15 protein-coding genes are annotated in these 18,003 nt (G+C 73.4%); 7 read left to right on the forward strand and 8 right to left on the reverse strand.

The genetic code is table 11. The annotated features are described in order from the left end of the window. Positions 1-18 precede the first annotated feature (18 nt). On the forward strand, positions 19-1,881 hold the full coding sequence (locus tag ACH4TP_RS17880) for a serine/threonine-protein kinase (protein WP_398438489.1): 1,863 nt from the start codon (positions 19-21) through the stop codon (positions 1,879-1,881). Between the two features lie 38 nt (positions 1,882-1,919). Here the strand turns inward: ACH4TP_RS17880 and ACH4TP_RS17885 are convergent, their stop codons facing one another. Continuing rightward, positions 1,920-2,828 (reverse strand): LysR family transcriptional regulator, encoded by a 909-nt coding sequence (locus tag ACH4TP_RS17885; RefSeq protein ID WP_389222970.1) that lies wholly within the window; start codon positions 2,826-2,828, stop codon positions 1,920-1,922. 86 nt (positions 2,829-2,914) lie between these two features. On the opposite strand from ACH4TP_RS17885, the gene ACH4TP_RS17890 reads away from it, so the two are divergent. Continuing rightward, entirely contained in the window at positions 2,915-3,745 is an 831-nt protein-coding gene (locus tag ACH4TP_RS17890) for an oxidoreductase (protein WP_389222967.1), read from the forward strand. A gap of 60 nt (positions 3,746-3,805) precedes the next feature. On the opposite strand, the gene ACH4TP_RS17895 is transcribed toward ACH4TP_RS17890, so the two are convergent. After that, positions 3,806-5,089: an adenylosuccinate synthase gene (locus tag ACH4TP_RS17895; RefSeq protein ID WP_389222964.1), complete on the reverse strand. Its 1,284-nt coding sequence runs from the start codon at positions 5,087-5,089 to the stop codon at positions 3,806-3,808. Positions 5,090-5,283: 194 nt separating this feature from the next. Here ACH4TP_RS17895 and ACH4TP_RS17900 point away from each other — a divergent pair, with 194 nt between their 5' ends. Together ACH4TP_RS17900 and ACH4TP_RS17905 are read left to right on the forward strand one after the other, a co-directional pair. After that, the gene (locus tag ACH4TP_RS17900) at positions 5,284-6,030 is read left to right on the forward strand and encodes a diacylglycerol kinase (RefSeq protein ID WP_398438716.1); all 747 of its coding nucleotides are present in this window, start codon (positions 5,284-5,286) and stop codon (positions 6,028-6,030) included. A gap of 43 nt (positions 6,031-6,073) precedes the next feature. Further along, positions 6,074-7,591: a hypothetical protein gene (locus ACH4TP_RS17905; RefSeq protein ID WP_398438490.1), complete on the forward strand. Its 1,518-nt coding sequence runs from the start codon at positions 6,074-6,076 to the stop codon at positions 7,589-7,591. On the opposite strand, the gene ACH4TP_RS17910 is transcribed toward ACH4TP_RS17905, so the two are convergent. Beyond that, positions 7,579-8,085, reverse strand: coding sequence for a GbsR/MarR family transcriptional regulator (locus ACH4TP_RS17910; protein WP_389222958.1), 507 nt, complete (start codon positions 8,083-8,085; stop codon positions 7,579-7,581). The two genes, ACH4TP_RS17905 and ACH4TP_RS17910, sit on opposite strands and share 13 nt — an antisense overlap. Before the next feature lie 74 nt (positions 8,086-8,159). Here ACH4TP_RS17910 and ACH4TP_RS17915 point away from each other — a divergent pair, with 74 nt between their 5' ends. Both ACH4TP_RS17915 and ACH4TP_RS17920 read left to right on the forward strand, forming a co-directional pair. Beyond that, positions 8,160-9,059 carry an ATP-binding cassette domain-containing protein gene (locus ACH4TP_RS17915; RefSeq protein WP_389222955.1) on the forward strand — a complete coding sequence of 300 codons (900 nt, stop codon included), beginning with the start codon at positions 8,160-8,162 and terminating at the stop codon, positions 9,057-9,059. Beyond that, on the forward strand, positions 9,056-10,618 hold the full coding sequence (locus ACH4TP_RS17920) for an ABC transporter permease (protein WP_398438491.1): 1,563 nt from the start codon (positions 9,056-9,058) through the stop codon (positions 10,616-10,618). The genes ACH4TP_RS17915 and ACH4TP_RS17920 overlap by 4 nt, the downstream gene beginning before the upstream one ends. A gap of 317 nt (positions 10,619-10,935) precedes the next feature. Here ACH4TP_RS17920 and ACH4TP_RS17925 read toward each other — a convergent pair whose 3' ends face one another. Then, positions 10,936-11,397, reverse strand: coding sequence for a MarR family winged helix-turn-helix transcriptional regulator (locus ACH4TP_RS17925; RefSeq protein WP_389222950.1), 462 nt, complete (start codon positions 11,395-11,397; stop codon positions 10,936-10,938). A gap of 114 nt (positions 11,398-11,511) precedes the next feature. Between ACH4TP_RS17925 and ACH4TP_RS17930 the strand changes: the two genes are divergently transcribed. After that, positions 11,512-12,366: an alpha/beta fold hydrolase gene (locus tag ACH4TP_RS17930; protein ID WP_398438492.1), complete on the forward strand. Its 855-nt coding sequence runs from the start codon at positions 11,512-11,514 to the stop codon at positions 12,364-12,366. Positions 12,367-12,368: 2 nt separating this feature from the next. Here ACH4TP_RS17930 and ACH4TP_RS17935 read toward each other — a convergent pair whose 3' ends face one another. The 4 genes from ACH4TP_RS17935 to ACH4TP_RS17950 all read right to left on the reverse strand — a co-directional run bounded on the left by ACH4TP_RS17935 (position 12,369) and on the right by ACH4TP_RS17950 (position 17,910). After that, a complete protein-coding gene (locus tag ACH4TP_RS17935) occupies positions 12,369-13,565 on the reverse strand; it encodes a cytochrome P450 (protein WP_398438493.1) in 1,197 nt (398 codons plus the stop codon). Between the two features lie 56 nt (positions 13,566-13,621). Continuing rightward, complete coding sequence (locus ACH4TP_RS17940; protein ID WP_389222942.1) at positions 13,622-14,284, reverse strand: response regulator; 663 nt, start codon at positions 14,282-14,284, stop codon at positions 13,622-13,624. Next, positions 14,281-15,603: a sensor histidine kinase gene (locus tag ACH4TP_RS17945; protein WP_398438494.1), complete on the reverse strand. Its 1,323-nt coding sequence runs from the start codon at positions 15,601-15,603 to the stop codon at positions 14,281-14,283. The genes ACH4TP_RS17940 and ACH4TP_RS17945 overlap by 4 nt, the downstream gene beginning before the upstream one ends. 75 nt (positions 15,604-15,678) lie before the next feature. Beyond that, a complete protein-coding gene (locus ACH4TP_RS17950) occupies positions 15,679-17,910 on the reverse strand; it encodes an FG-GAP repeat domain-containing protein (protein ID WP_398438495.1) in 2,232 nt (743 codons plus the stop codon). Positions 17,911-18,003: the final 93 nt, after the last annotated feature.

Consider the following 18,003-nt stretch of genomic DNA (forward strand, 5'->3'; position numbering starts at 1 on the left):
CTGGCATGCTCTGGCGACGTGGAGTCATTGAACGCGGAAGATCCGGTCAGCGTCGGCCCGTTCCGCCTGATCGGGCGGCTCGGAGTCGGCGGGATGGGCCGGGTCTTCCTGGCGCGTTCGGCCGGCGGCCGGACCGTCGCGGTCAAGGTCGTGCACGCGGAGCTGGCCGCCCAGGAGGAGTTCCGGCGCCGGTTCGCCCGCGAGGTCGCCGCCCTGGAGCGGGTCGGCGGCGCCGGCACCGCGCCCGTCCTCGGCTCGGACACCACCGCCGACTCCCCGTGGGTCGCCATCGGATACGTACCGGGCCCCTCGCTGCGGACCGTCGTCGGCGACGAGTTCGGGCCGCTGCCGCCCGCGACCGTACGGGCCCTGGCCTCCGGTCTCGCCCGCGCCCTCGACCACATCCACGCCGCCGGACTCGTCCACCGCGACCTCAAGCCGTCGAACGTGCTGCTGACCGTCGACGGGCCGCGGATCATCGACTTCGGCATCGCCCGCGCCGTCGACCACGTCGCCGACGGCGGCGACCTGACCACCACCGGAGCCGTCGTCGGCTCCCCCGGCTACATGTCGCCCGAGCAGGTCCGCGGCGACCAGGTCTCGCCCGCCTCGGACGTCTTCTGCCTCGGCTCCGTCCTCGCGTACGCGGCGACCGGCCGCGCCCCCTTCGGCACGGCGGACAGCGGCGTCCACGCCACGATGTTCCGCATCGCCCACGACGAGCCCGACCTGACCGGCCTCCCGCCCGAGCTCTCCGGACTCATCCGGGCCTGCCTCGCCAAGGACCCGGCGGCCCGGCCCACGGCCACCGAGATCGTCGAGACCCTCCCGGTGGCCGACCCCTGGCTCCCGGCGGACGTCCTGGCGCGACTCGGACGGCACGCGGCGCAGCTCCTGGAGGCGGAGGGCAGCGGGAGTGGGAGCGGCAGTGGCACGAGGGTGTCCGAGACGCCCCCGCCGCCCTCGGGGCCGGGGAGCACGGTTCCCGCTTCCGCCGCGCCCGCACCCCGCCGCCGGGGCCGTACCGCGCTGCTCGCCGCCGTCACGGCCCTCGTCGTCGCGGCGGCGGCCGGCGTCGCGTACACGTACTGGCCCCGGGGCGGCGACACCGCGGGCGGTGGCAAGGGCGGGGGCGCCCGCACCGCCGGGATCGTGCCGGCCGCCTTCCTCGGGGCCTGGGAAGGCGTCCTCAAGGGCTCGGCGAACGCCCCGTACGAGACCAGCCGGATCGAGATCACCCAGGGCCCGGCAGGCGCCAAGGCCGCCGTCTACACCCACGTCACCGGGGAAGAGCTCTGCATCGGCCGGGCCTCGCTGATCTCCGCCACCGACGGCGAACTCGTCCTCGGCGAGGCCGAGATCACCGCGAGCGTCCCCGCCCGGCGCTGCACCCCGGCCGCCCGGCAGACGCTCACGCTGCGCTCGACCGACGTCGTCGAATGGGGCTCCGGCGTCGCCAGGGCCACCTTCCAGCGGGTCAAGGCGGGGGCGAACGTCGTCCCCGCCGCGTACGTCGGCACCTGGAAGCAGGCGCCGGACACGATCACCCAGCCCGAACCCGACCGCTGGTCCTACCGGGTCACCATCACCCAGGGCCCGGTCGGCGCCCCGCTCGTCCGCTACGAGCAGTCGTACCCGCGCGCGGACGCCGAGGGCAACTACCTCTCCGACGACGTCGACTGTGCCTCCACCGCCGTCGTCGGCGGCGCGGGCACCCTCCTCGTCATCGGCCCGGAGACCCGCGACCCGGACACCTGGGACCCGGACTGCGCCGAGAACGGCTCCGGCAACCTCCGCATCGTCCGGTACAAGGGCCAGGAACGGCTCCAGGTCTACGGGATGAGCGCGGACGGGGAACCGGCCGAGTTCGTCCGGGACTAGCTGTCCGGGACTAGCCGTCCGGGACTAGCTGTCCGGGACTAGCTGTCCGGGGCCCGCTGTACGACTTCGGCCGCCGCGCGCGCGTAGTCGTGGACCAGGGGGCGGGTGTCGTCGGCGCGCCAGGCGAGGGCGAAGCGGGTCGGGGAGACGCCGTCGACGGGGCGGACGACGACGCCGCCGCGGGTGAGCAGCGGGGCGTTGCCCTCGGCGACCAGGCAGATGCCGAGGCCGTCGACGAGGGCCTCGTACGTCTCGTCGGTGGAGCCGATCTCGGCGCCGATCCGGGCCGGGCGGCCGTCCCGCGCGTCCAGGGCCAGCCAGTGGTCGCGGAGTCCGGGGGCGACGTCGCCGGGCAGGGCGAGGAAGGGCTCGTCGAGGAGCTCGGCGAAGTCGATCCGCTCGCGGCCGGCCAGCGGGTGCCGCTCGGACAGGGCGATCAGGCGGGGTTCGGTGGCGGCGACGATCCAGCGGTAGCGCTCGGCGCCGACCAGCGGGAGCCAGACGAACGCAAGGTCGCTGGTGCGGTCGGCGAGCCCGGCGGTCGGGTCGTCCCAGCCGATCTGGCGCAGCCGGAGCCGGGCCGCCGGGTGCTTCCCGGTGAAGCGGGAGCGGATCGCGGGCAGCAGGCCGCTCCGGCCGGGGCTGGTCGACATGCCGATGACGAGGGTGGACTCCCGCGCGGCCCGCGCGGCGCGCACCGCGTCCTCCCCCTCCGCCCACGCGGCCAGCACCGCGCGCGCGTGCGGCAGCAGCGCCGTACCGACCTCGGTGAGGCGGACGCCCTGCCGGTCGCGGTCGAAGAGCGGGGCGCCGAGCTGCCGCTCCAGGGACCGGATCTGCTTGCTGAGCGCGGGCTGCGAGACGTACAGCCGCTCGGCGGCCCGCGTGAAGTGGAGCTCCTCGGCGACCGCGAGGAAGTACCGCAGTTCCCGCCCGTGCACATCCATGCCTTCTGGCTATCACGGCGGATCTTGGACGGACAACTCCCTTCGGGTGCAGGCTGGTTGCACAACGAACGAGGGGAATCAGGAACATGAGCAAGGTCTGGCTGATCACCGGCGCCAACAGCGGCTTCGGGCGCGCCTTCACCGAGGCGGCGGTCGCCGCCGGGGACGTCGTGGTCGCCGCCGCGCGCCGCGCGGGCACCCTGGACGACCTGGTCGCCGCCCACCCCGACCAGGTCCACGCCGTCACCCTGGACGTCACCGACCCGGCCGCCGTCGACCGCGTGGTGGCCGAGGTCGCCGAGCGGCACGGCCGCATCGACGTCCTCGTCAACAACGCGGGCCGCACCCACGTCGGTTCGGTCGAGGAGACCTCCGACGCCGAGCTGCGCTCCCTCTTCGACGTCCACGTCTTCGGACCCGCCGCCCTCACCCGCGCCGTCCTGCCGCACATGCGGGCCCGCCGCTCCGGCGCGATCGTGCAGCTCAGCAGCGTCGGCGGGCAGATGTCGATGGCCGGCTTCGGCGCGTACAGCGCGACGAAGTTCGCCCTGGAGGGCATGTCCGAGGCCCTCGCCGCCGAGGTCGGCCCCCTCGGCATCAAGGTCCTCGTCGTCGAACCCGGCGCCTTCCGCACCAGCCTCTTCGGCAACGGCAGCCTCAGCGGCGACACCATCGCCGACTACGCCGACACGGTCGGCGCCACCCGCGCCTTCGTCGAGGGCGGCGACGGCGGCCAAGCCGGCGACCCCGCCAAGGCCGCGGCGGCCGTCCTCGCCGCCCTGAACGCCGACGAGACGCCGCTGCGGCTGGCCCTCGGCGACGACTCCATCGACACGATCCACGCCCACCTCGACCAGGTCCGGGCGGACCTGAACGCGTGGGACAAGGTCGGGCGGGACACGAAGTTCGACGCGTAACCGGGCACGGCGAAGGGCCCGCACCCCGGCGAACCGGGGTGCGGGCCCTTCTGCACGCCCCTACAGGAAGGAGTTGATCTCGATCGTCTCGGTGCGGCCGGGGCCGACGCCGATCGCGGAGATCGGGGCGCCCGACATCTCCTCCAGGGCCTTCACATACGCCTGCGCGTTCTTCGGCAGGTCGGAGAAGGTCTTGGCCTTGGTGATGTCCTCGGACCAGCCCGGGAGCATCTCGTAGATCGGCTTCGCGTGGTGGAAGTCGGTCTGCGAGTAGGGCAGCTCCTCGACGCGCTTGCCGTCGATCTCGTACGCGACGCAGACCGGGATCTGCTCCCAGCCCGTCAGCACGTCGAGCTTGGTGAGGAAGAAGTCCGTCAGGCCGTTGACGCGGGTCGCGTAGCGGGCGATGACCGCGTCGAACCAGCCGCAGCGGCGGTCACGGCCGGTGGTGACGCCGCGCTCGCCGCCGATGCGGCGCAGGGCCTCGCCGTCCGCGTCGAAGAGCTCCGTCGGGAACGGGCCGGCGCCGACGCGGGTCGTGTACGCCTTGAGGATGCCGATGACGCGGGAGATCTTCGTCGGGCCGACGCCCGCACCCGTGCAGGCACCGCCGGCGGTCGGGTTCGAGGAGGTGACGAAGGGGTACGTGCCGTGGTCGACGTCGAGCAGGGTGCCCTGGCCGCCCTCGAAGAGCACGACCTTGTCCTCGTCGAGCGCGTTGTTGAGGATCAGGGTGGTGTCCGCGACGTACGGCTTGATCTGCTCCGCGTACTGGAGCATCTCCTCGACGATCTGCGCGGCGTCGATGGCGCGGCGGTTGTACAGCTTGGCGAGCAGCTGGTTCTTGCCCTCCAGCGCCGCCTCGACCTTCTGGGTGAGGATCGACTCGTCGTACAGGTCCTGGACCCGGATGCCGACGCGGTTGATCTTGTCGGCATAGGTCGGGCCGATGCCGCGGCCCGTGGTGCCGATCTTGCGCTTGCCGAGGAACCGTTCCGTCACCTTGTCGAGGGTGACGTTGTACGGGGTGATCAGGTGGGCGTTACCGCTGATCAGGAGCTTCGACGTGTCGACGCCGCGCTCGTTCAGTCCGCTCAGCTCGGAGAGCAGGACCGCCGGGTCGACGACGACACCGTTTCCGATCACCGGGGTGCACCCCGGGGAGAGGATTCCGGAAGGGAGGAGGTGCAGCGCGTACTTCTGGTCGCCTACGACGACCGTGTGGCCGGCGTTGTTGCCGCCCTGGTAACGCACCACGTAGTCCACGGATCCACCGAGCAGGTCGGTGGCCTTTCCCTTGCCCTCGTCACCCCACTGAGCACCGAGCAGCACAAGTGCGGGCACAGGCGTACACCCCTTCCGGGTGGGGCATGTCCAAGGTCAGGGGGCGTACGCCGCCTCACCGGTGTGCCCCGGAATAGACGAAGCCCCTGGCGCAATAGCGCAAGGGGCTCTTGCACAAAGATGCTACCCGAGGAAGGACCGAGGTGTCGGATCACGACCAGCTGCTGGTCATCGTCGACCCGGTCGCCCGCCGAATGGACGGCGAGTCCGTACGGATCGCGAAGGATGTGCTGTCCGCCGGCGCGGAGGCGAAGATCTGCCTGCCGGACGGCCCCGAGGAATTCTCCCGGGCCCTGGCCCGGCGCGGCTCCCGGCGTCCCGTCGTGCTCGGCGACGACCGCGCGCTGCTGCGCGCGGTGGCCCTGCTGCACCGCGAGCGGGAGCTCGCCGGCGGGGCCCTCTCGCTCGTCCCCATCGGCGCGCCGGACGCCCTGGAAGTGGCCCGCGCGCTCGGCGTGCCCCGCTCCACGCCGGCGGCGGCCCGGGCCGTCCTGCACGGGACCGTACGCCGCCTGGACCTGCTCGTCGACGACAGCGACGGCGTCGTCCTCGGCGACCTCCTGGTCCCGGGCGCGCCCCTGGCCGTCCCCGCCGCGCCCTCCGTCTGGGGCACCTGCCGCTCCCTCGTCCGCACGCTGGTCCGCCCGACCCCCGTGGCCACGGCCACGGCCCGGCTGCGGGTGGAGGCGGACGGGGTGCTGCTCGCCGACGTCGACGCCCCGGTGGAGGGCCTCACGGTCCGGCCCGCCGGCGGCGCCGCCGAGATCACCGTCCACCCGCTCGCCTCCCCCGCCCGGCACGCCACCGCCCGCACGGTGACGGTCTCGGGCCCCGACTTCCGCTACCGCGCGGACGGGCGGCTGACGGGGCCGGTGCGGCGGCGGACGTGGACGGTGCGGGCGGGGGCCTGGGGGCTGACACTTCCCGTGGAGGTCGCATAACGTCACGGGCGGGGATGATCGCTCAGGGGTGGGGGAACGTGCGATGACGCGTGCGGTGACGTCCGCGCTGGACGTCGAGCAGACGGCGTGGACGCTGGAGCGGTACCGGCGGAGAGGCGCCCTGCTGGTCGTCGCGGGAGCCGTGGCCCTCGTACTGGCCGTCGTCGTCGAGCTGCTGGTCGCGGACACGTGGGCCTCCGACGCGACCTACTGGTTCTTCGCGCCCGGGTTCCTGGCGCTGTGCTTCGGGATCGGCTCACGGGGCAACGCGCGGCGGATGCGGCGGACCCTCGGCGCGGGCACGTGGTCGGCGCACCCCGCCGTGGCGATCGGCAGCAGCCCGTACGCGACGAGCGTCGTCCTGCGCTCCCCCGACGGCGCCGAGGCCTGGCCGCTGACCGTGATCGCGACCCGGCAGCGGTACGAACTGCTGCGGCCGGGCCCGGACGGCACGCTGTGGTGGTGCGGCGACCCGCGCGTGGGCGGAGTCCTCGCGCCGCCCGGCGGCGGCGGAGCCCTGGTCCGGGCGAAGCCGATGCGCGGCGGGCGCGTGCGACGCCGGATCGTCGCGCGCGCGGAGGCCGAGGGGCTGATGCGCCGGGCGGCGCCCCGGCAGCCGCAGGGGCCGCTGTCCGCGCCCGTCACGGTGGACACCCCCTACGGCATCCCTGACATCCCCGACCTCCACGACCCCTACGACCGCATCTACGCCGCCCCCTACGACCTCCCCGACCACGACAACCCCGACGCCGCCCCCGACGACACCCCCTACGCCGCCATGGACCGGCCTCCCGTCATCGTGGACGGCGTCCTCATGGACCGCCCTCCCGTGCCCCTCGACTCGCCGCCCCCCGCCTCCGTGCCGACCTACGCCGTGCTCGCCGCGCACGCCGGGCGGCAGGCCGGCCCCCAGGGCAAGGCGCTCCGCCCGGAGGCGGACGTGAGCGAGGTGCCGTGGTGGCGGGTGCGGAGTCTGCGGCGGATCGCCGGGGTGCCCCGGGTCCTGGTCTCGCTCGCGTTCTGCGCGGCGCTGGGCGCGGCCGCGCTGACCGGGCCGCCGAAGGAGGACCTGCTGAAGCTGGGCGTCGCGGGCGTGCTGGCCCTGGGCGCCCTCGTGTACTCCTGCCACCAGCTGCTGACCGTCGGCCGCCCCACCGTACGGACGATGGCCCGGGCCGCGACCGCCTACCCGCCCCGCCTCCGCCGGTACGTCCTGCTGTACGACCCCCAGGGCGGCGCGCCCGTCCTGGTGACGTTCCCGGCGGCCGGCGGCCTGCACGCCCGGCCCGACGGGGTGATCCCGCTGATTCCGCCCGGCCCCCGGAAGGATCCGCGTCGCGGGCTTCCGGCCCTGCCCGTCGGCACGATCCGCCTGCACGGCTGGCACTGGCCGGACTTCACCCCGGACGGCCGCAAGGCGTTCGTCGTGCCCTGGATCGGGGGGCGCCCCCTGTGGCCGGCCGGACTGTACTGGGAGGACGACGGGCGGCCGGAGTTCACCGCGCTCCTGGAGCAGCTCGCCCCGCCGCTGGAGACCCGGGCGGGGACTCAGGACTCCTGAGCCCCGGTCGCCGCCGCGTCCTTGTGGGCGCGCCAGCGGTCCATGATCCCGGCCATCTCGCCGTGCAGGAAGGCGAAGAACTCGGCCGTCTCCGCGATGCGGCGGCCCGCCGCGCTGTCCGTCCCGAGGGTCGCGGCGCCCTCGTCGAGGACCTTCTCCCACCGGGTGAGGGTCTGGTCGCGGCGGGTGAAGGTCTCGTACCAGAGCTCGTTGTGGAGGACGTACCGCTCGCGGCGGGTGCCGGGGTCGCGCTCGCGGCTGACCATGCTGACCTGGGAGAGGTAGCGGATCGCGCCGGAGACGGCGGCCGGGCTGATCCGCAGCTGCTCGGCGAGCTCGGCCGAGGTCATGGAGGCCGTCTCGGAGGCGAGGAGCGCGGCGAAGACGCGGCTCGCCATGCGCTGCATGCCGGCGGTGGTCATCTCGGCGGCGAAGCGCTCGACGAAGCGGGAGACCGCCTCGTCCCCGGTCGTTTCCTTGGGCGTCGTCGTCATGTCCCCACTCTAAGCGCGAATTCACGCACTTCCTTAACTTCACAAGTTTGTGAAATGAGCGTACGTTCTGAAGCATGACGAAGGCCATCAGCGTCGTCGGACTCCACAAGTCCTTCGGGCGCACCCACGCCCTCGACGGCCTCGACCTCACCGTCGAGACCGGCGAGGTCCACGGCTTCCTCGGCCCCAACGGCGCCGGGAAGTCCACCACCATCCGAGTCCTCCTGGGCCTCCTCCGCGCCGACTCCGGCGCCACGCAGCTCCTCGGCCGCGACCCCTGGAAGGACGCCGTCGAGCTGCACCGCCGCATCGCGTACGTCCCCGGCGACGTGACCCTCTGGCGCAACCTCTCCGGCGGCGAGGTCATCGACCTGTACGGACGGCTGCGCGGCGGCGGGCTCGACCGGGCCCGGCGGGCGGAGCTGATCGAGCGCTTCGAGCTCGACCCCACCAAGAAGGGCCGCACCTACTCCAAGGGCAACCGGCAGAAGGTCGCCCTGGTCGCCGCCTTCGCCGCCGACGTCGACCTGCTCGTCCTCGACGAGCCGACCAGCGGCCTCGACCCGCTGATGGAGGAGGTCTTCCAGGACTGCGTGGAGGAGGCCCGTCGGCAGGGGCGGACGGTGCTGCTGTCCTCGCACATCCTCAGCGAGGTCGAGGCGCTCTGCGACCGGGTCAGCATCGTCCGCAAGGGCCGGACGGTGGAGTCGGGTTCGCTCGCGGAGCTGCGGCACCTGACCCGCACCAGCGTCACCGCCGAACTCGCCGGACCGCCCGACGGCCTGGCCCACCTGCCCGGCGTGCACGGCTTCGACGCCCAGGGCAGCCGGGTGAGGTTCCAGGTCGACACCGACAAGCTCGACGCCGTCCTCCGCTCCCTCACCGAGTCCGGCGTACGGAGCCTGACCTCCACCCCGCCCACCCTGGAGGAGCTCTTCCTCCGGCACTACACGGACGAGGCGGCCTCCCGATGACGACCGGCACCGGCGTCCTCACCCGGCTCGCGCTGCGCCGCGACCGGCTGACGCTCCCCGTCTGGGCGCTCGTCACCGGCGGCCTGGTCGCGAGCGGCGCGGGCTCCCTGGGGGGGCTGTACGGCACGGCTGCAGAGCGGGTGCGGCTCGCCGCCTCGATGACCGCCAACAGCTCGATGCGCGCGATGTACGGACCGGTCTTCGGCGACTCCCTCGGCGGGCTCGTCGCCTGGCGCTTCGGCACCTTCGGCGCGGTCCTCGCCGCCGTCGCGAGCCTGATCGTGGTGGTCCGGCACACCCGCGAGGAGGAGGAGACGGGACGTCAGGAGATGCTGTCCGCCGGGGCGGTGGGCCGCAGGGCCCCGCTGACGGCGGCTCTCCTCGCCGCGCTCGTCCTCAACGCGGCCGTCGCCCTCCTCGTCACCGCCGGTCTCGCCGGGCAGGGCGCGGCCGGGGCGCTCGCGCTGGGCCTGGCGATCGGCGGCACCGGCATGGTCTTCGCGACGACGGCCGCGCTCGCCGCCCAGGTCACGGAGAGCGCGCGGCTCGCCAAGGGCCTGACGGCGGGCGTCCTGGGCCTGGCGTTCGCCCTGCGGGCGGCCGGTGACGCGGGCACGTCCGACGGCTCGTCCCTCCTGACCTGGCTCTCGCCGATCGGCTGGGCCGAACACGTCCGCGCGTACGCGGGCGAGCGCTGGTGGGTGCTGCTCCTGATCCTCGCGGCCGTCCTGGTGCAGACGGCGGCGGCGTACGCGCTGACCGCCCGCCGGGACGTCGGAGCGAGCTTCCTCGCGACCCGGCCCGGCCCGGCGGAGGGCCGCCTCGCTTCGGCCGGGGCGCTCGCGTGGCGGCTCCAGCGCGGCACGCTCCTCGGCTGGTCGCTCGGCTTCCTGCTCGGCGGGCTGGTCTTCGGCGGGATGGTCGAGGGCGCGGCCGACATCGTCGGCGACAACGAACGGGCCCGCGAGATCTTCGAGCGGATGGGCGGCCAGAGCGCGCTGACGGACGCGTTCCTCGCCACGATGGTCTCCCTCTTCGGGATGCTCGCGGCGCTGTACGCGGTCGGGTCCGTGCTGCGGCCCCACGGCGAGGAGACCTCGGGCCGCGCCGAACCGCTCCTCGCGAGCGCCCTCGGCCGGCTCCGCTGGGCCGCCGGGCACCTGGTGATCGCCTTCGGCGGCGCGGCCCTGATCCTGCTCCTCGCCGGACTCGGCCTGTCCCTCTCGTACGGACACGACCCCGGCCCGATCCTGGGCGCCGCGCTCGTCCAGCTCCCCGCCGTCTGGACGCTCGCCGGGCTCGCCGTCCTGCTCTGGGGCGCCACCCCGAAGGCCGCGACCGCCGCATGGGCCGCGGCCGGGCTCTCCCTGGCCCTCGGCTGGATCGGCCCGGCCCTCGGCCTCCCCCAGACCGTCCTGAACCTCTCACCCTTCGGCCACCTGCCGAAGCTGCCGGGCCCGGAGATGGCCTGGGCCCCGGTCCTGACCCTCACCGCCCTGGCGGCGGCCCTGACGGGGGCGGGGCTGGCGGGGCTGCGGCGGAGGGACGTGGCGGGCTGAGGTCTGCGGTACTGAGGGACGGCCTCGTACTGAGGGTCGGTGCCGTACTGAGGGTCGGTCCCGTGCTGAGGAGCGGTCCCGTACTGAGGAGCGGTCCCGTACTGAGGAGCGGTCCCGTACTGAGGAGCGGCGGTACTGAGGGTCGGCCCCGTACTGGGGCCCGGGCGTACTGAGGCGCGGCGGTGCCGAGGCGCGAACGTACCGAGGCGCGGCAGTGTCGAGGCCTGGCCGTGCCGAGGCCCGGCGGTACCGAGGCCCGGACGTGCCGAGGCCCGGACGTACCGAGGCCCGGCGGTGCCGAGGCCCGGGCGGGCGCCTCAGGGTCGCGACGCGGGCATGAGGGTGCGGGCCAGTACCTCCAGCGCCTCCGTGACCTCGCGGAGGCGCTGCGGGTCGTCGGACCCCAGCGCGGCGGCGAGCGCGCCTTCGATCCTGGTGGCCCGCACCTCCGCCACGCGCGCGGACGCCTCCGCGGCCGGGCGCACGAGCACCCGGCGCCGGTCGGCGGGGTCCGGCACGGCCAGCACCGAACCGGCCTCCTTCAAGCGGGCCACGGCCGTGGACACCTGACTCTGCGGCAGCCCGGTCCGCGCGGCGATCTCGCCGACGGCGCTGTCGGGGTGGGCGGCGATGTCCCCGGCGACGATCAGCACCAGCCGGGCACTGCCGGCGTACCGGGCCTCGCCGCCGGGCGGCTCGGGCAGCGACTCCTCGCCGAGCTTCATCAGGACGCGGCCCAGGAGGAACAGTTCGGCTCCATTCACCCCGTCAACATACATCCAACTCGATTCATCCATCCTGATGCATCGAGATTGATGTATCGAGTTGGATGGAATAACGTTGGCGAGGAGGACGGAGGGCGCGAAGCCCGCCGCACACGAAGGGGGAGAACCATGACCACGACGCCGGCCACGACGACCGCGACCACCGGCACGCTCGACGTTCCGGGGGCGGTCCTGCACTACCAGGTGCGGGGCACCGGGCCGACGCTGCTGATCTCGCAGAGCGGGGAGGGCGACGCCGACCGCAGCACTGACCTCGTGGCCCGGCTCACCGACTCGTACCGCGTGATCACCTACGACCGCCGCGGCCTCTCCCGCAGCAGGCTCGACGCCCCGGAGCGGGGGGCGACGCTGGTCGAGCACGCCGACGACGTCCAGCGCCTCCTCGCCGCCCTCACCGACGCGCCCGTCCTGATGCTCGGCTGCAGCCTGGGGGCCGTCATCGGGCTGCACGCGGCCGTGCGCCACCCCGGCCTGATCCGGACGCTCGTCGCCCACGAGCCCGTCGCCCCGCGTCTGCTGCCGGACCGGGAGCGCGCCCACCACGAGCGGGAGCTCACCGCCCTCCAGGAGCTGTACGACCGGGAAGGCCTCTCCGTCGCACTGCCGGAGATCGCCCGGACCCTGGGCATAGACCCGAGCCACGCCGACGCCGAGCCGGGCCTGACGCCCCAGCCGATGAACGCCCTGCGCGTCGCCAACTTCGACCACTTCATCCGCCACGACTTCACCGCGGTCGTCCACGACACGCTGGACCCCGCCGCGCTGGCGCACACCGCCACGCGCATCGTCCCCGCCGTCGGCCGGACCACCCCGCACACCGTCTTCGACCACCGGTGCGCGGTCTCCCTGGCGGAGCTCGTCGGCGAGGAGCCGGTGGAGTTCCCCGGCGGGCACAACGGGAACACCAGCCACCCGGAGGCGTACGCGAGCCGCCTCCGCCAGGTCCTGGCGGAGGCCTCATGACCTCACACCTCCACGAGCAGCTCCTCGAAGCCCCGGATGACGTACCCCGGCTTCCACACCGGGTCGGCGGCGAGCTTCAGACCCGGCGCCTGCCGGAGCAGCTCGCCGAAGACGGCGGTCAGTTCGAGGCGGGCGAGCGGGGCGCCGAGGCAGTAGTGGATGCCGGCGCCGAAGGTGATGTGCGGGTTGTCGGCCCGTTCGAGGTCGAGGACGTCGGCGGTGGGGCCGAAGCGGGCGGGGTCGCGGTTGGCGGAGCCAAAGAGGAGGGCGACCTCGGAGCCGCGCGGGAGGGTGACGTCGCCGAGCTCGATGTCGTCGAGGACCCAGCGCTCGAACATCTGGAGCGGGGTGTCGTAGCGCAGCAGCTCCTCCACAGCTGTGGACAAGTTCTCCGGATCCGGCCGGACGTCGTGTCTGAGCAGGGTCCACCAGCCGTTGACCGTGGTGTTGACGGTGGCCTCGTGGCCCGCGTTGAGGAGCAGGACGCAGGTGGAGACCATCTCCTGTTCCGTCAGCTCCTCCACCGCGATCAGGGACGAGATCAGGTCGTCCCCCGGGCTCTTCCGCCGCCGCGCGATCAGCTCCCGCAGGTACTCCGAGAACTCGATCGAGGCGCGGACCGCACGCCGGGCCGTCTCCTCCGACGGATTCAGCTCGAACATCCCGCAGATCGCCGCCGACCAGGGCCGCAGCATCCCCCGCTCCTCGTCCTCCGCCGGGACGCCGAGCATCTCGGCGATCACCGCCACCGGCAGCGGCTCGGCGACGGCGGACAGCAGATCGCCGCCGCCCGCCGCCACCAGGTCGCCGACGAGCCCGGCGGCCAGGCGCCGTACGGTCGGCGCCAGGTTCTCCACGGTCCTCGGCGTGAACGCCTTCGAGACCAGCCGCCGGATCCGGGTGTGGTCGGCCGCCTCCAGATCCAGCAGCCCGTGGTCGTTGAGCGTGTGGAAGGGCTCGTACGCGGCGTCCGGAGGCGTCCGCCCGAACTCCTCGTGCGTGAACCGATGGGTGTACGTCCGGCCGAGGCGCCGGTCCCGAAGGAGCGCGGACACGTCCTCGTGGTGCGGGATCAGCCACTGGCGGGTGGGACCGTGCCAGTGGGCGCGCCCGCTGGCGCGCAACCGGGCGTAGGCGGGATAGGGATCGGCGACGAACTCCGCCGACCAGGGGTCGTACACAGCGTCAACAGCGTCCATGACCGGACGTTACCCCCACGGCGCGCCGCAAAGGCCCCTCAGCCGCTTGGGCCGCCTCAGCCGCCGACGCGGACCAGGCCCGCCTCGTACGCGAAGACCGCCGCCTGGGTGCGGTCGCGCAGGCCCAGCTTCACCAGGATGCGGCTGACGTGCGTCTTGATGGTCGACTCGGCGACGACGAGGTGGTCGGCGATCTCGGCGTTCGACAGGCCCTGGGCGATGAGGACGAGGACCTCCGTCTCCCGCTCGGTCAGCTCCCCGATCTGCGCCATCGCCGGCGGCCGCGGAGACGTCCCCGGGGCCTTCGCGAACTCGGTGATCAGCCGCTTCGTGACGGTCGGCGCGAGCAGCGCCTCGCCGGAGGCGACCACCCGCACGCCCTCCGCGAGCTGCCGGGCCGAGGCGTCCTTGAGGAGGAAGCCGGAGGCCCCGGCGCGCAGCGCCTGGTACACGTACTCGTCGAGGTCGAAGGTCGTCAGGACGAGCACCTTCGCCTCCGCGTCGGCGGCGACGATCTCCCGGGTGGCCTCGATGCCGTTCAGCTCGGGCATCCGGATGTCCATGAGGACCACGTCGGGGCGGAGGGCGGCGACCTGTGCGATCGCCTCCCGCCCGTTGACCGCCTCGCCGACGACCTCGATGTCCGGCATGGCGCCCAGCAGCACCGAGAAGCCCTCGCGGACCATCATCTGGTCGTCGACGATCAGGACACGGATCACGTCTGCTGCTCCTCACGGCTCACGGGCACGAAGGCCGCCACCTCGTAGCCACCGTCCTCGGTCGCCTCGGCCGTCATCTCCCCGCCCAGCATCGTCACACGCTCCCGCATGCCGGTGATGCCGTGCCCGGCGCCCGGGGAGGGCTTCACGAGGCCGCGCGCCGCACCGTTGGCGATGCGCAGCCCGAGGCCGCCGAGGACATAACTGACCTCGACCTTCGCGGCGGCGCCCGGGGCGTGCCGCAGGACGTTCGACAGGGCCTCCTGGACGATCCGGTACGCGGAGAGCTCCACGCCCTGCGGCAGCTCGCGCACGGCGCCGGTCACCGTCTTCTCGACGTCGAGCCCGGCCTCGCGGACGTTGGCGACGAGCGCGTCGAGGTCGGCGAGGGTCGGCTGCGGGGCGTCGGGGGCCTCGTAGTCCTCGGCCCGGACGACCCCGAGGATGCGGCGCAGTTCGGTCAGCGCGGCGACGGCGTTCTCCCGGATGGTGAGGAAGGCCTGCTCCAGCTCCGGCGGCGGGTTCTCCACCCGGTAGGGCGCGGCCTCCGCCTGGATGGCGACCACCGACATGTGATGGGCGACGACGTCGTGCAGCTCCCGGGCGATGGTCGTCCGCTCCTCCAGGACCGTCCGCTTGGAGATCTCCTGGAGGGTGACGGTCTGCTGGGCGGTGACCTCGCGGTCGGCCTGACGACGCACCTGGAAGACCGTGACGGTGAGGAGGACGAGGGCCGCGACGAACAGCATCGGCACCGAGTCGGAGCCGCGCCCGACCCCGAGGAACACCCCGGCGAACAGGCAGTAGGCGGCCGTCACCACCCACATCCACGCGGCCGTACGGGGCCGGGTGCGGGCGGCGACGACGGCGAGGACCACCAGGTGCGCGGCGAGCGAGTTCACCGCCCAGGGCCAGCCGGCCTCGTATCCGGCGATGTATCCCACGAAGGGGGCCGACGCGAGCGAGGCCCAGAAGGCGAAGACCGGCCGGACCAGGGTGAGCAGCACGATCGCGGCCGGTGCGGCGGTGGTCACGAACGCCAGCAGGCCGAAGGCGTAGTAGATCCGCTCGTACCCCATGCCGAAGACGATCACCGCGCAGAACGCGACGAAGGCGTGCGGGAGGAGGCCCGCGTAGATCCGTATCCGCTCCGGCAGGAAGCGGGTCGGCCCCCGTTCCACGTCCATGCGCGGCAGGGGCCGGTAGGCGAAGGCGTCGTGGAAGAGGTCCGCGCGCAGCCCGCCGAGCGCGTCCTGCGCCAGGCGGAGCTCGGGGCTGCGGCTCGTCTCGGTGGTCTGCGTCTGGGTCACGCGAACCACCGTACGGGCGGCGGGGGACCCGGTCGTCCCGCTGGATGCGGATCCTTCCGGGTCCCCCTTGAGGACTAGGGCCGCTTACAGGACCTGGTTGAACCTGGAGCCGTCGCCCTCGTACACCAGCGTCCCCTGACGGCTGAAGGGCGCGGTGACGGAGCCCGTCGAACGGTAGACGGACGTGCCGCCCGCCCCGTACGCGATCAGGTCCGGGCGGCCGTCGTTGTCGAGGTCACCGGCGCCGACGAGCTGGGAGAACGCGTTCCAGCCGGCGCCGATCCTCACGCGGGTGGCAAAGCCGCCGCGGCCGTTGCCCTGGTACAGCCAGAGGACACCTGCGGTGTCGCGGGCGACCAGGTCCCCGGCGGCGGTGCCGGCGATGTTCCCGACGGCGGTCAGCTGGTTGTAGACCTGCCAGCCGCCGCCGACCTTCACCCGGGCCGCGTACGGCTTCGCGTAGCTGCCCGTGCCCTTGTAGAACCACAGGACGCCGGCGCCGTCCGTGGCCACCAGGTCGGCCTTGCCGTCGCCGTCGAGGTCCGAGCCTCCGGCGAGCTTGTTGTAGATCTGCCAGCCCGTGCCGACCTTCACCCGGGTGGCGAACGTGCCGTCGCCCTTGCCGAGGTACAGCCACTGCACACCGGAGCCGTCGACCGCTATCAGGTCGCCGGTGGCGGCGCCACCCACGTTGCCGACGGACTCGACCTGCTTGTAGATCTGCCACCCCGGGCCGATCTTCGTCCGCTTCGCCGGGTTCACCTGGCCGTTCACCGGACGGTCCCGCAGGTCGTCGCGCCACAGCACGCCGGCGGCGTCCCGGGCGAGGAGGTCGGTGGAACCGTTGTCGTTGTAGTCGTGCGGGTTGGCCGTGCGGGACACGGAGATCTGCTGGCCCACGGAGGCCACCGCATCGCCCGTGTGATCGTCGAGGACCGCCACGGCCTCCACCGTGTACTCGCCGTTGGGCAGGTCCTCCGCCTTCGTGTCGTCGAAGAGGTCGTGCCACATGCCGTCCCAGGTGACGGAGAAGCGGTTGCCGGCGACCGGGGTCTTCAGTTCGGCGACGAACGCTCCGCCCGTGGCGATGTGCTTGACGGTGACCAGGATGTCCGCGTCGGGGCGCGACAGCGTCCAGCTCAGGGTCGTCTGGCCGCCCGACTTGTCGAAGTCCACCGCGCGGGGGATGTCGACCTGCTGGAACGTGAGGGGGATGACCGGCGGCTTGCCCGTGGCCGCCACCTTGGCGACCGTCGGGGAGCCGTCCTCCGCGGCCGTGACGCGGAACAGCCCGTCGCCCCCGGCGGCACTGCTGCCGCGCAGCACCGCGCTGCCGTCGGTCGAGGAGGCCACGCCCGAGGCCGAGACGCCGAGCTCGCGGATCTCGCCGGTGGTCAGGGAGACGGCCTTGGCGGGCGTCTCGGGGTTGCCGTAGACCAGCCACTCGCCCACGAGCGTGCTGTACCACTCGTCGAGGTGGGAGCCGAGGACGGTCTCCTTCCGCTCGCCCGTCTTGCGGTCGACGGAGGTGATGTAGTCACCGGTGCCGGACTTGTAGCCGAACCAGGTCACGTGGGAGGCGGAGACGTTCAGGCCGCCGTAGCCGTATCCCGACTCGGGGGCGGCGTAGGTCGCGGTCACCGTCCCGGCGGCCACGTCGACCAGGGCCCGGCCGCCGGTGCGCTTGTCCGCCGGTCCCGTCTCGTAGCCGACGAGGACGGAGCCGCCCTTGGCCGGCGAGCCGAAGAAGTCGGTGGCGTCCGCGGGCAGCCCGGAGACCTTGCGGTGGGTCGTCGTGGCGCCGTCCTTGGTGACGACGTGCAGTTCCTTCGTGCCATCCGCGTTCGTGATCTGCGCGAGCACGCTCGTCGGGCTCAGCACGACCACGAAGTTGCCGTTCAGCGCGCCGAGGTCGATGTCGACGCCCGGGGCGGAGGGGGTGGCCATGTTCCGCAGGGTGATCGAACGGAACTCGGCGCCCCAGCTGGCGTCACCGAGGACGACCACGTCGCCGGCGCCCAGGGCCCAGCCCTTGGGCGACTGGAGAGAGACCGCGGCGCCGCCGTCGTACGGCGTCCACAGCAGGTTCCGGGTGGTGTCGGCGGCGAAGGAGTAGCTGAGGAAGCCGGAGGTGCCGACACCTCCGAGCTGGGAGCCCTCGGGGAAGACGGCGAGGGCGTCAGCCTGTTCGGCCGACGCCGAGGTCGCCGCGAAGGCGGTCGGCGCGGTGGCGAGCGTGCCGGCGCCCACGGCCGTGACGGCGAGGACGGCCGTGACGGCGGAGGCGAGACGGATGCCGGTGGTGCGGAACTGCAAGGTGAACCCCCACGAGAAGATCGGACACGGGAGTGCCGTGCCCGATGAGACCCGCGACCTGCTCGCATGGTTGTACGAGTGGACAGGGGAATT

The organism is Streptomyces sp. NPDC021012 (genome assembly GCF_044333355.1).
In the GTDB taxonomy this organism is placed as follows: Bacteria; Actinomycetota; Actinomycetes; order Streptomycetales; family Streptomycetaceae; genus Streptomyces.